This window comes from Leucobacter faecis (genome assembly GCF_054456695.2).
On sequence record NZ_JBTJER020000002.1, the window covers coordinates 63,135 to 76,921 of the forward strand.

The 13,787-nt window shown below is 65.0% G+C and carries 9 protein-coding genes; all 9 read right to left on the minus strand.

Features of this window, described 5'->3' with window-relative positions:
- Positions 1 to 69: 69 nt before the first annotated feature.
- The 9 genes from araA to ACXR2W_RS02285 all read right to left on the minus strand — a co-directional run bounded on the left by araA (position 70) and on the right by ACXR2W_RS02285 (position 13,770).
- Positions 70 to 1,581, minus strand: a complete 1,512-nt coding sequence (gene araA, locus ACXR2W_RS02245) for an L-arabinose isomerase (protein ID WP_458811510.1) — start codon at positions 1,579 to 1,581, stop codon at positions 70 to 72.
- Complete coding sequence (locus ACXR2W_RS02250; protein WP_458811512.1) at positions 1,578 to 3,263, minus strand: xylulokinase; 1,686 nt, start codon at positions 3,261 to 3,263, stop codon at positions 1,578 to 1,580. Before ACXR2W_RS02250 ends, araA begins: the two co-directional genes overlap by 4 nt.
- Entirely contained in the window at positions 3,260 to 3,973 is a 714-nt protein-coding gene (locus tag ACXR2W_RS02255; protein WP_458811514.1) for an L-ribulose-5-phosphate 4-epimerase, read from the minus strand. Before ACXR2W_RS02255 ends, ACXR2W_RS02250 begins: the two co-directional genes overlap by 4 nt.
- A gap of 5 nt (positions 3,974 to 3,978) precedes the next feature.
- Positions 3,979 to 5,028: an ABC transporter permease gene (locus tag ACXR2W_RS02260; RefSeq protein ID WP_458811516.1), complete on the minus strand. Its 1,050-nt coding sequence runs from the start codon at positions 5,026 to 5,028 to the stop codon at positions 3,979 to 3,981.
- Positions 5,025 to 6,137 (minus strand): ABC transporter permease, encoded by a 1,113-nt coding sequence (locus ACXR2W_RS02265; protein ID WP_458811518.1) that lies wholly within the window; start codon positions 6,135 to 6,137, stop codon positions 5,025 to 5,027. Before ACXR2W_RS02265 ends, ACXR2W_RS02260 begins: the two co-directional genes overlap by 4 nt.
- Positions 6,134 to 7,708, minus strand: coding sequence for a sugar ABC transporter ATP-binding protein (locus tag ACXR2W_RS02270; RefSeq protein WP_458811520.1), 1,575 nt, complete (start codon positions 7,706 to 7,708; stop codon positions 6,134 to 6,136). The genes ACXR2W_RS02265 and ACXR2W_RS02270 overlap by 4 nt, the downstream gene beginning before the upstream one ends.
- 84 nt (positions 7,709 to 7,792) lie before the next feature.
- Positions 7,793 to 8,797, minus strand: coding sequence for an ABC transporter substrate-binding protein (locus ACXR2W_RS02275; protein ID WP_458811522.1), 1,005 nt, complete (start codon positions 8,795 to 8,797; stop codon positions 7,793 to 7,795).
- 342 nt (positions 8,798 to 9,139) lie between these two features.
- Positions 9,140 to 10,165: a LacI family DNA-binding transcriptional regulator gene (locus ACXR2W_RS02280; RefSeq protein ID WP_458811524.1), complete on the minus strand. Its 1,026-nt coding sequence runs from the start codon at positions 10,163 to 10,165 to the stop codon at positions 9,140 to 9,142.
- A gap of 80 nt (positions 10,166 to 10,245) precedes the next feature.
- On the minus strand, positions 10,246 to 13,770 hold the full coding sequence (locus tag ACXR2W_RS02285; RefSeq protein ID WP_458811526.1) for a family 43 glycosylhydrolase: 3,525 nt from the start codon (positions 13,768 to 13,770) through the stop codon (positions 10,246 to 10,248).
- Between the last annotated feature and the right edge of the window lie 17 nt (positions 13,771 to 13,787).

A 13,787-nucleotide genomic window follows, 5' to 3' on the forward strand; every position in this document is an offset into this window, starting at 1 on the left:
CAGCGCGACCGCCCCGGTGTAGACGGTCACGCACGGAGGTGGCCCGCACCGCGGGCCACCTAGCAGGGGCTACAGCCCCTGAGCAAGCCTGTGGTAGGCCTGGTTCCAGCGCAGCTCACGTTCGAAGCCTGGACTCGTCGTCGACTCGTCGATCACGAGCAGTTCGACCTCGGCCATGCGCGCAAACTCCATCACCACGTCGATCCCCACGGCCGTGAACATGGCCGTGTGGTGGGCTCCCCCGGCGGCGAGCCAGCACTCCGACGAGGTGTGGAAGTTGGGCGCGGGCTGCCATACGGCGCGGCCCACGGGCAGTTTGGGCAGATCCGGCGCATCGACGTTCTCGACCACGTTCGCGACGAGCCTGAACCTGTCGCGCACATCGGCGAGCGACACCACCACAGCCGGGCCAGCGTCGGCCGTAAACACGAGCCGCACCGGGTCGTCCTTGCCGCCGATACCGAGCTCGTGCACCTCGAGAGAAGGCCTCGCCGAGGTGAGGCTCGGCGACACCTCGAGCATGTGCGCGCCGAGAATCAGCTCGCGCCCGGGCGTCAGATCGTAGGTGTAGTCCTCCATCAGGCTCACGCCGCCGGGCAGACCAGCGCTCATGACGTTGCCCACGCGGGTGAGCAGCGCCGTCTTCCAGTCGCCCTCGGCACCAAACCCGTAACCCTCGGCCTGCAGCCGCTGTACGGCGAGGCCGGGCAGCTGCTTGAGCGCCCCCAGATCTTCAAAGTTCGTGGTAAACGCGCCGAAGCCGCCCTCTTCGAGGAACGACCGCAGCCCCACCTCAATGGCGGCTCCGTCGCGCAGCGCAGCGTGCCGGGCGCCACCCGGCAGCAGCTCGGGCGCGACATCGTAGAGGTCGACATACTCGGCGACGAGCGCATCGATTTCGGCCTCGCTCGCGGCAGCGACGGCGTCTGCGAGGTCGTTGACCCCCCAGGTGTTCACCTGCACGCCGAAGACGTGCTCGGCCTCGGTCTTGTCGCCCTCGGTGACGGCCACGTTGCGCATGTTGTCGCCGAAGCGGGCGAGTTTGAGTGAGCGCGCAGCCGCGAGACCGGCGGCCGCACGCTGCCAGGTTTCAATGCGCGAGCGTACGCGGGGGTCGCTGACGTGGCCAGCGACGGTGGTGCGGGGCACGCCCAGTCGCGTTTGAATGTACCCAAACTCGCGGTCGCCGTGGGCGGCCTGGTTGAGGTTCATGAAGTCGAAGTCAATGTCGTTCCACGGCAGTTCGACATTGGCCTGCGTGTGCAGGTGCAGCAGCGGCTTCTGCAGGGCGTCGAGGCCACTGATCCACATCTTGGCGGGGCTGAACGTGTGCATCCACGCGACGAGACCGATGACCCGGTCATCGCTGTTAGCCTCGAGCATGATGCGTTTGATGGCGTCACGGTCGGTGAGCACCGGCTTCCAGACGAGCTTCACCGGAAGGTCTGCAAGGCCCGCCGCGACCGCCTGCGACTGCTCGGCCACCTGCCGCAGCGTCTCTTCGCCGTACAGCAGCTGGCTGCCGGTGACGAACCAAATTTCGTACCCGTCAAGCGAGTTATCGAGGGGCGAGCGGGTCATGAGAGATCCTTCCGAGTAATGGACGAGGCCGCGGCTAGGGCCCCTGACTGTGTAGCGGCGAGCTCGCGCGCGGCGACCGCTGCGCGCGGAGCTGCGAGGCCCGCAAGATAGTGGTCGAGGTAACGCCTGTACCCGGCGACGCCCGAGGCGATGGGGGGGAGCGTCGTCTGCGCGACGCCCGCAAACACCTGCGCCTCCAGATACTCTGCGAGCGTCTGCCCGGCAGAGCTGGTGCGGTAGGCGGCGAGCACGGCCATGCCCCACGCGCCGCCCTCGGCTGCTGTTTCTGCAATGGTGACGGGGGTGTCGAGAGCGTCGGCGAGCATCTGCTGCACGACGCCCGCGGTGCGAAAGACGCCGCCGTGCCCCACGAAGCTGTCGATCACGACGCGCTCGTTTTCGAGCGCACGCATGCCGAGGCTGAGCGTGCCAAAGATGCCGTACACCTGCGCCCGCATGAGCGTCGCGAGGTTAAACTCGGCCCCCGGCGCCCGCGTCACAAGCGGCGCACCGTCGCGAAGGCCCGCAATCGGTTCGCCCGAGAGCTGGTTGTACGCGAGCACGCCTCCCGCGTCTGCCGGGGCTGTCTCTGCTGCGGCAAGCAGCGCGGCAAAGGCTCGATCCCTGCCCGGATCGGCCCCTATCGCAGCCGCGAACTCGCCAAATACGCCCGCCCACGCGGCGAGCTCACTCGCCCCGTTGTTGCAGTGCACCATGGCGACGGCGTCGCCCACAGGCGTCGTCACGAGGTCGACGTCGGGGTGTATTTCGGTGAGGCCGCGCTCAAGCACGACCATCGCGAACACGCTCGTGCCCACGCTAATGTTGCCCGTGCGCGGGGCGACCGCATTCGTCGCAACCATGCCTGTTCCCGCGTCGCCCTCTGGGGGCGCTGCGATGGCACCGGCCGCGAGCGTGCCCGCCGGATCGAGGCGGCGCGCGCCCGCCTCGGTCAGGGTGCCGGCCGCGGCGCCTGCGGGGAGCACACGCGGCAGCAGGTCACGAATCGCGGCGTGGACTGGGTAGCCCTGCTCGCTCGCAAACTGCGCGAATGCTGTGCACCGGCTCGCGTCGTAGTCGCACGTGGTCGAGTCGATCGGAAACATGCCGGCGGCGTCACCCACCCCGAGCACGCGCTCCCCCGTCAGCTGCCAGTGCACATAGCCTGCGAGCGTCGTGAGGAACGCCACATCGGCGGTGTGCGGCTCACGGTCGACCATCGCCTGCGCGAGGTGTGCGACCGACCACCGCAGCGGAATGTTCTGCGTAAATCGCGCGGTGAGCTCTGCCGCCGCGGGTCCCGTGTTGGTGTTGCGCCAGGTGCGAAACGGTACGAGCAACCGGTCTGACGCGTCGAACGCGAGGTACCCGTGCATCATGGCCGAGACACCGAGGGAGCCCACGCGCTCGAGCGCCACCCCGTGGGTTTCGGCGACCCGGGCCGTCAGCCTGGCGTAGGCGTCGGCGATACCGGCCCACACACTCTCGAGGTCGTAGGTCCAGAATCCGTCGCACAGTTCGTTCTGCCACTCGTGCTCACCTGTCGCGAGAACTTCGTGGGACTCTTCGTCGATGAGGCACGCTTTGATGCGGGTCGACCCGAGTTCAATGCCGAGCGCGGTGTGACCCGCTCGAATGCGTGCGCCACGCGTCGCGTGCGCTGCTACTGTTGCGCCCGTCATCGACGCTCGTCGCTCGTCTGCCCGTACACATTTTGGTAGCGGGCGTAGAGTCGGTCGATGTTTTCTTGTGCGATGGGAATCAGCTCACCTGCGCTGCGCGCATGGTGCACGGTGCGGGCGACGTCTTCGACCATCACGGCGGCCTTCACCGCGTCTTTCGCAGACACACCAATGGTGAACGGGCCGTGATTTTGCATCAGCACCGCGCGTGAGCGATGCCCCGTGAGCGTTTCAACAATGCCCTGCCCGATCGAATCATCACCGATGATCGCAAACGGACCGATGGGAATGGGCCCACCAAACTCGTCGGCCATGGCGGTGATGACACACGGGATCTCTTCGCCGCGGGCGGCCCAAGCCACCGCAAACGTAGAGTGGGTGTGCACGACGCCGCCCACTTCTGGCATGTGTCGGTACACATACGCGTGAGCCGCAGTGTCGCTCGACGGGCTGCGCTCAGACCCCAGGCTGCCGGGCACCGCCGCGCCGTCGAGGGTGCACAGGATCATGTTCTCGGGGGCGAGCTCGTCGTATGAGACGCCTGAGGGTTTGATCACAAACAGGTCCGCCCCGGGCACGCGGGCCGACACATTGCCGCCCGTCCACACCACGAGTTCGTTACGCACAAGCTCGCCGTGCAACTGCGACACCTCTTCGCGCGCCTTGGCGATCTCGCGCTCTACTTCAGCTGAATACGCTGGAACAGTCATGTTCGTTACTCCTTCGAACGGGTGACGAGGCGCTGCAGCAGCACGAAGGCCAACAGGATTCCGCCGGTGATGATGGTGGTCATTTCGGGCCGTATTCCGCCGTCACGGGTGATGAGCACCGTCATCAGCCCGAGCACGAGCGCGCCCACGACAGAGCCGAGCACATAGCCGAAGCCACCCGTGAGCAGCGTGCCGCCGATCACGGCCGCCGCGATCGCGTCGAGCTCCCAGCCGATACCGGTGATGTTCTGGGCCGTGCCGAGGCGTGCGGTGTAGATCAAGGCTGCAACGCCCGCAAGGGTGCCGCTGATGACGTACACGAGCATCGTGGTGCGCTCGACGGGCAGGCCCATGAGCTTGGCCGACGGGGCAGAGCCACCGATTGCGTAGACCGTGCGGCCCGTGCGGGTGCGGTGCAGTACAAAGAATGCGCCCGCCACGATGAGGGCTGCGAGTACGACGCCCGGGGTGACGATCAGGTCGTTCACCTTGGGCCCGTCAATCACCTTCCACTGCGTGCTCAACCAGGTGAGCGCGGTGGCAGACTCGGGTACTCGCTCGGGCTCAGTGCTCAGAAGCGACGCAAGACCGCGGCCCAAAAACATCATCGCAAGCGTCGCGATGAACGGTTGCACGTTGAAGTATCGAATCAAGATGCCAGAGACGAGCCCCATGAGGCTGCCGATGCCGATCATCACAACGATGACGATGGTGGGGTGCCAGCCCGCCTTAGCCAACATCACGCCCGCGACGCTCGAGAGGGCGACAATGGCACCCACCGACAGGTCGATGCCGCCCGTCAAGATCACAAATGTGAGCGCAACGGCAAGCACGATCAAGTGGGCGTTATTGATGAGAAGGTTTGACAGCGTGCTCATCTGAAAGATGCGGCCGTACGCGATCTCGCCGAACACGAGCAGCGCGAGACACAGCACAATCGCGGCGAGGGTGGGAAACACGGCCAGGTTGGTGGTGGCGGTGTTCTTGAGCGACTGCCATGCAGTGGCGAGTTTGGTGGTCTCAGCCGACGAGGTCGGAGCCTGTGTGAGCGTCATACCGTCATCTCCTTTTGCTTCTCATCGAGCTTGATGAGCGCCGTCTGTGGCAGCCCTGCAGTGGGTAGTGGCCCGCCGGGCTTCTCGCTGCGCGATCGCACGAACCAGGCACGCACCCGCTCTGACTGCAGCAGGCACAGCACCAGAATGACCACGGCTTTGAAGGCGGGGGTGGCCGAAGACGAGACGCCGAGAAAGAGAATGGTCTTGTTGAGGGTCGCGATGAGCAGCGCACCGACCGCGGCGCCGCTGATCGAGAACTTGCCGCCGGTGAGCGCGGTGCCACCGATCACCACTGCCAAGATGGCGTCCATTTCGAGCTGGTACCCGGTGCGCGATACGTCAACGGTCATCACGGTGGCCACTGAGAACACACCGGCGATGCCCGCGAGGATGCCGCTCGCAATGTACACCGTCATCAGGATCCCAAACGGGCGTACGCCGGCCATGCGGCTCGCCTTCGGGTTGATACCGATCGACTCGACCATCAGGCCGAGTGCGCTGCGGCGCACAATGACGCCCACGGCGACGACAATCGCAACCGCGAGCAGAAAGACCACGGGAATGCCCAGCACGAAACCGTTGGCGATCCACCGAAAAGTGTCATTCGTGGCGGTCGTGTTTTGACCACCCGTGATCACCTTGGCGAGGCCGCGCCCCGCGAGCATCAAGATCAGGGTGCTAATGAACGGCTGCAGCCCTACGACAGCCACGAGCACTCCGTTGATCGCGCCCATCAGCGCGCTCACCAGCAGCGTGAGTCCGAGCGCAGCGAATGCTGCACCGGGGGTGGGGCCTGCCGAGCGCAAGAACTCCATTGAAACCGCGCCGGCAACCGCCATCACTGAACCAACCGAGAGGTCGATGCCGCCCGTGGCGATGACCATGGACATGCCCAGGGCGATCATCAAGATCGGGGCGGATGCACGCAGAATATCGATGAGGTTCCCCACGAAGTGGCCGTTCTCGGGGTTTACCGAGATGGCCAAATAGCCGGGGTCCTTCACCAGGTTGAGCATGAGGAGCAGCACGATCGCGGCTGCACCCCAAAACAGGGGCGACCGCACGATCCGCTTGAGTGTGCTGTCGTGTGAGGCGCTGGCGTTCATCGTGTTTCCTCTCTCGTAGTGGGTTCGGGGTGGGCGGCGGGATCGTCAGAATCAGCGGCGATCACATCGACGATGTGCTGCGCTGTGACGCCCGGGCCGTTCATAATCTCGCCGACCTTCTGCCGGTCCTTCAGCACGACGATGCGCTCGCTCAGGCGCACGACCTCTGTGAGCTCAGAAGAAATGAACACGACAGACACGCCGCTTTCTGCGAGCTCGGCGACGGCCTCCTGGATCTCGGCCTTCGCGCCCACATCGATGCCGCGCGTCGGCTCGTCGAGAATGAGCAGTTCGGGGTTCGTCGCGAGCCAGCGGCCCAGCAGTACCTTCTGCTGGTTACCGCCCGACAGGTTCTTGATCATGCGCTCGGGATCTGCGGGGCGCACGCCCAGAGCATCGATGTACTTCGTCACCAGCTCGTCTTGTTCTTTGCGCCGGATCGGCCGTGCCCAACCGCGCTGTGCCTGCAACCCGAGAATGAGGTTCTCGCGCACCGTGAGGTCACCGACGATGCCCTCGTCGCGTCGGTTCTCGGTCGAGTACGCGATGCGCTCTGACAGCCCCGTCGCGGGTGTGCGCAGCTCGATGCGCTTGCCGCGCTTCTTCAACTTGCCCGTGTCTGGTCGGTCGGCACCGTAGAGCAGGCGTGCGAGTTCGGTGCGGCCCGATCCGAGCAGCCCCGCCACACCCACGACTTCGCCGGGGTAAATACTAAAATCTGTGGGTTCGAGTGAGCCGCGGCGACCGATCCGGCTCGCCTCGACAAGCGGAGTCTCTTCGCTGTGATCGCGGCTTTCGACGCGCCTGTTGCCGCCGAGCTCAGCGAGCGCGTTGAGGTCCTTGCCGATCATTTCGGCGATCAGCGCGTGCCGGTCAAGCTCTGAGGTGCGGTACTCACCGACGAAGCTGCCGTTGCGCAGAATGGTCATGCGGTCGCTGATCTCATAGATCTGATCGAGAAAGTGCGACACGAACAGGATCGCGACGCCCGAGTCGCGCAGCTGGCGCATGACGCCAAAAAGCTGCTCAACCTCTGCTGCGTCGAGGCTCGAGGTCGGCTCGTCCAGAATGAGCACGCGCGCGTCAATGACCATGGCGCGGCAGATTGCGATGAGCTGCTGCAGCGCGATCGAGATGGTGGAGAGCTGTTTGCGCGTATCGAGGTGCCCGAGCCCAAAACGCTCGAGTTTGACACGGGCGGCGGCGTGGGTCGCTTTCCAGTTGATTCCGAACGGACCGCGTACCTCGTGCCCGAGCATGACGTTCTCGCCGATGCTGAGGTTCGTGACGAGGTTGACCTCTTGGTAGACCGTGGCGATGCCGGCGGCCTGCGCGTCGGCGGTGCCGAGAAAGCGCTCGTCCCGGCCATCAACGGTGATGGTGCCCGAGGTGATCTTGTAGACGCCCGTGAGCGCCTTGATCATGGTTGATTTTCCGGCGCCGTTCTCGCCCATGAGGGCGTGAACCTCGCCCGGGAAGAGCCGGAGGCCGGCTCCATCGAGGGCTTTGACCCCGGGAAACTCGACCGTGATGCCGCGCATGTGCACGGTTGGTGTTTCGAGTTCGGGCATGACGAATGCACCCCTTCAGCGTGTGCGATGTAAGAGTTTGAGAAGAAGCGGGGAGCTGGGCGCCAGGCGCCCAGCTCGCACTCGCTAGTACTGGCGCTCGGGAAGAGCGGTCTTGGCTGCCTCGGGCGAATCGAACGCCATGCTCGGCACCATGATGTACGACTCAACGGTGTCGCCGTTGAGGGTCTTGCGCACCGCGTCGATTGCGGTCTCACCAAACAGCGGGTTGTACTCGTGCACGAAGCTCAGCTTGCCGTCTGCGAGCGCCTCGAGCGCGGGCTTCGTGCCGTCGATCGTCGCAATCTTGACGTCCTCGCCGGGCGTCAAGCCCGCCTCTTCTACGGCCTGAACCGCGCCGAGACCCATCTCGTCGTTCTGCGCGAAGATGAGCTGAATGTCGTTACCGTTCGACTTCAGGAGTGTCTCGGTGACGCTCTTGCCCTCGCTCGTCGACCAGTTGGCGGTCTGTGCCGCGACCTTCTCGAGCTTCGAGCCCTCAACGGCTGCGTCCCAGCCCTTGTTGCGCTCGTTGACGACGCCCACGCCCGCGGGGCCCTCAAGCACGATGTACTTGCCGCCGTCTGCGAACTGATCTACCGCCCAGTCACCCACACCCTCAGCAACGGTGGCGTTGTCGGGCGCGATGCGCGTGACGTACAGCTCGGGGTTGTCGGGCTCGATGCCGCGGTCGAGCAGCAGCACGGGAATCTCTGCCTCCTGTGCGCGGGCGAGCGGGTCTTCCCAACCGGTCGCCTCGGTTGCCGACAGCAGAATCACGTCGACACCCTCGTCCACGAACGACGTGAACGCGTCGATCTGTGACTTCTGGTCGAGGTTGGTGGCGGGGGCGTACTTCAGGTTGAAGCCCTCCTCCTCGGTGAACGTGTCGCGCACGTTCTGCTCGTTGGCTTCACGCCAGCCACCCTCGGGGCCAACTGCCACGAAGCCGACGGTCACGGCGTCGCCGCTTGCAGCGTTCGCGTCGCTTCCACCCTCAGAGCCACCGCTCGAGCAGCTCGCCAGACCGAGCACGAGTGCCCCGGCCGCAAACATTCCTGCCATGCCGAGCATGCGCTTCTTCATTGCCATGTGTTTCTCCTCCTTGAGATCCCTTTTTGGTATCCCGGCGACTTCGCCGATACGAGCGCAGCCAGACGACAGTCGCCGCTCGTTCACCCAATTGTGCGCGCTCACAATTGAGACGAGCAACACGATTTACACTTCGTTACCAACTTGTTACCGCGAACACGACGGGGGTGCCACAGGCGTCCAAGGACACAGGGCTGGCTGTTTGCACTCGTGCAGGAGATCAGCGCTTATGCAGGATGAAAACTTGGTTTTGGTCCTGCGCGAGTGCGGATCTCCTGCGCGAGTGCAAATCCGAAGTAGCGAGCGCGCGCCCGGGCGCGACCGGGCGCACGTTGCGCGCGGTTACTCCAGCATGCCGGGCGGCGCCGTAGACTCACGCACGACGAGGCGCGGGCTGATCTTCGTTTGTTGCGCGCTGGGCGTGCCGCCGATGGCCTCCACTAAGAGACTCACCGCCAGCTCGCCCAGCGCCACAAAGTCTTGCCGCACGGTGGTGAGCGGCGGCAGGTAGTGGCTCGAGTCGGGTACGTCGTCAAAACCGACGACGCTCACCTGGCCGGGCACCGAGATGCCGCGCTCTGCCAGACCATGAATCACGCCCAGCGCCATCTGGTCGTTCGCCACGAAAACCGCGGTAAACCGGGTCGCATCTACCGAGCGCGCCCAGTCGTACCCGCAGTCGGCCGTCCAGTTGCCCTCGAAATACTCCCCGCCAGGCACGCCGGAGGCGTGTAACGCGTCGCTCCACCCCCGCTTACGTTCGCGCGCATCAAACCAGTCGGCGGGCCCTCCTAGATGCGCGATGCGCTCATGCCCGAGCTCGATGAGGTGAGCCACCGCGAGGTTCGCCCCCGCATACTGATCGACCGAAGCTGTGGCAACCCCCGGCAGCGTTGCGGGGATCAATAGGATCTGTGGCACCGTCGTGGGGTGAGCCTGCAGCGTCTGCAGCGAAGACTCACGCGGGGCGATCATGCACAGCCCGTCTATGTCTTGTTCGAGAAGCCCTTGCAAGGCCGCTTCTATACTGAGGCTGCCATCGTCGGTGGTGGTGAACGATCCCACCGTGTAGCCGGCCTCATGGGCGGCAGCTTCAAAGGCGTGCAGCATGCTGTTGGGGCCGTATTCGACCGGGTTATCGACCAGCACCCCCAGCCGCATCGCTTTGCGCATCGCCAACGCCCGCGCGGTCGCGCTGCGTTGATACTGCAACTGCACGATCGCGTCATCCACTCGCTTGCGCGTCGTGTCTCGAATGTTTGGATGCCCGTTGAGCACGCGCGAGACGGTCATGTGTGAGACCCCCGCGAGCTTCGCCACATCGTAGATGTTGGCTCGCCCCGCACCGGTGGTTGCTGGGTAGTTCATCTGTCACCTTCCCGTCTGCCGCGTGGGCGCCCGGGCCTCCCTCCGTTGGAAGGCCCGCCCGGGCGCACCCGGTCTTACAATCAGACGATATCGTAGCCGCTGCGCTGGCGGCTGCTGCTGAGCCGCACGCGTGGTCGCGGCCGCACGATCGCCACCGCTCCGAGCATCGCGAGCACGAACGCGCCGCCCAGCACCCACTGCAGCGTCTGCCCACCGGTCGCGGCGAGCGCCGCGTCGGCCTCGGTTGCTGCGGTCTCAGATCCGGATCCCTGCGTGCCCGCGGTAGTACCCGAGCCGTTGCCGCCGTCATTGCTGCCGCCGGTGCCATTGCCGCCGTCGGAGCCGCCGGTGCCACTGCCGCCGTCAGCCCCACCGTCAGCCCCACCGTCAGCCCCACCGTCAGCTCCGCCGTTCGTCGCGGGATCCTTCACCACGACGGCGAGTTTGACCGTCGGCGCGGCGAGCTCTTCGGCCGCCTCCATGTCGAGCACGGGCATGCCCTCGGCATCGAAATGCACACGTCGCACGAACATGTCACGGCCAGACAGGCCGTTGTGATCGGTGCGCGCGTGGAACACGTAGATCAGGCTGCCGTCTTCGTCTTCAGACCACATTCCATGCCCGGTACCGAGCTGCCATTCGCCCTCGAACTGGCCCGACTTCTGCAGCGGCGCGTTGAGCTTTTGCCATGATGCCGGATCAGTCAGGTCACTGCCGCTCGCGTCTGCGATCGCGAGGCCCGTCGTGTAGGTGTCGCCCACGCTCGAGCCCGAGTAGAGCATGTAGAGCTTGCCGTCACGTGTGTGTACGTTGGGGCCCTCAGCGCACACGTTGTCCCAGGCGTACTCGGGTGTGATGATGCGCACCGGATCGCTGGTGAGCGTCGTCGGGTCTGCGGGGTCTACCTTGGCGATAAACGTGACACACACCTGCTGCCAGGCGTAATAGGCCTGGCCATTAGCGTCGGTGAAGTATGTCATGTCGAGCGAGATGCCAGAGACATCGTTCAGCGCAGAGCCGTCGGCCCGCACGACGTGTTCGGGCTTTGACCAGTTCGCCGGGTCGGCCGGGTCGAGGTGGTTACCCGACTCGTCTTGGCCGAGCTGCATGATCGATGCGCGCCCCGTCATCATGTTGGGACCGTTGCCGTAGCAGGGCATAAACAGGATCGACAGTTTGCCATCGATCTCGTGAAACTCGGGCGCCCAGAAGCAGCCGGTCATGACACCGCCGTAGGCGTCGGTGTCACCGCGATCGAGCAGGTGAATTTCGGTGCCGCCGGCCGCGTCTGCGAGCCCCGAGATCGTCTCAGCCACACGAATCGGCATGAACGCTCGGCTCTGCTGATGAATATTGTCACCGTAGATATCGTTGGTGGCGATCATGAGGTAGCGGTCTTCGCCGTTGTAATCGAAGTGATACACCGACGGGTCTGCACGCTCGTCAGCAAACGGCTTCGGGTACTCGGTCTGCTTCACCGTGCCGATCGCCTCGTAGCTACCCGGCGTTGACACGTCGACCCCCGATGTGTCCCACTCAGAGATGGGCAGCTCACGGGTAGACCCGTCAGAGTACGTAAGCTCGGTAGCCGTTGGAAGCTTGGCGTCGAGGTCGGTGCTGCCCGGTGATACGGTGAGCGCGTCATATTCGGTGAAGCCCGTGTTCGTGATGCGCCCGTATCGCTGTGTAAGCGATGCCGCAACCTCTTGTGGCACGGTCAGTTGCACACCGCCAGCAACATCGTCGATACCAGCAATGTTTGCCGAGTCGAGCTGTCGTGCACCAGTCACACGGCCGGCGATCGACGTGCCCGCCTCGGGGGTGGTCACCGCTGCAGTGAGATCATCAAAGTTCTGGTGTCGTTCGGCTCCGCCGGCGGTCGACCACGAAACGCGGTACACGCCCGCATCGGTGTCAAAAATGGCGGTGGGGCGACGCACACCGTCAGCCTCGTCGAGGGCCAGCAGCCCCACTTCTTCATAGCTGCGCAGGTCATCGGTGACCGCGAGCAGGGCCGAGTTCGTCTGCGAACCGTCTGCACCGCCGCCGCGTGCTACCCGAGTGGCGATGACCCCGTACCGGCCGTCTTCGAGCTGAAAGACCGACGGATCTTGCAGGCTACGAATGAGAGCAGAGTCGGGCCCGGTCACGGGCACATCTGATGCTACGCGCGCAAAGAACACGCCGTAGTTCTCATTGAGTGGCTGCCACTTGGAGTCTGCGGCGAGCGCCAGATGCATGCTCAGAGCAACGTCTGGGTTATTGGCGGCCTGCACCGTGGTGGGGGTGCGATGGTAGGCGAGCAGTTCTGCAGCGTCTTCGAGCACCGTCACGGTAAACGTCTTAGAAGTGGTCTCGGCGGGAGCGCCCTCGCGCGCGATTTCGACGGTAATGCGTGCGGGCTCTGCGGCCTGGGCCGCTCCCTTGCCCGAAGCCACGGTACCGTCGGTGACTGTTACGCCCTCAGCTTTCTTGACCGTCACGGTTAAGCCGGCGGGGGCCGCTGGCAGCTGTGCGCCGTTGGCCATGACCGAAGGCACCACGTACTGTTCGGCGGCGAGTGCAAGCCGTTCAGCGTTTGTGAGGGTTGATGGCATCACGCGCACGGTCGTGTCTCGTGTGGCAGTCACGCCGCGCAGTGTGACCGTGGCGGTGAGCGTCACCGGCACCGCCGCGGCTCCCGCTTCGGGCTGTGACACGCTGCCGTTTGCGTCGATCACGTCGGGCACGCTCGAGGTCCAGGTGATCTCGCCGGATCCGGTGGGCAGGGCGACGCGGTCACGCGTGATGTCTCCCTGCGGCATGCTGATGCCGTCGAGAATCTGATCGGCCTGGGCCCCAATGGTGACGGCGTTGAACCCCGCGTCTGCAAGGCTCGCCTCCTGCACCTCGTCGGCGCTCAGCACACGGTCATAGACGCGAAACGCCGAGACCTCGCCTGCAAACAGCGGGTCGGGCCACGGCGAGCGACCAATGGTGCTGAGCGACTGATCTGCGATGGACGCGGGCGTGAGTGACGTGTTTGTTTTGCCCGCCAACTGCCCATCGATGTAGAACGAGAGGGTCCCTGCGGCGCCGTCGAGCACGCTCGTGAGCGAGTACCACTGGTCTGCTGCCAGGTTGGACGACGCGGCCGCGTTCGACTCCCCCGAGTTCGACGCTGTTGTGATCGCGGTGCGCGGGGCGTCCTTCGCGGTGGCAAAGAAGTACTCGGTGCTGGAGTTATTGCCAATGTTCCAGATGAAGTTGTAGTCGCGCTTCATCGCCGCCGTGATCTTTACCTCGGTCGTGACGGTCGCCGAGCTCTTGCCGGTGAGCAAGCCTTCGGGAAGGCGTACCCAATTACCCGGGCCGCTCTTGGCGCCGCCAGAAAGCTTGAGCGATGTTCCTGTCCACTGCGAGTCGGCCGAGTTTTCAACCGTCGCGGCGTCGCCGCCAGGCACGAGGTTTGCCACCTCGCTGCCACTCGTCTGGGTAAACGCGAAGTCAGCCACGAGGCCGTCTGTGGCGGGGGCGGCGAGCGCCGCGCTGCCGAGTGGCATGAGTGAGAGAGTGATCGCACCCGCCGCGGTGAGCGCGAGCGCGCTCCGTGTATTTCGTTGCATCAATAGCCTCCTTTGGC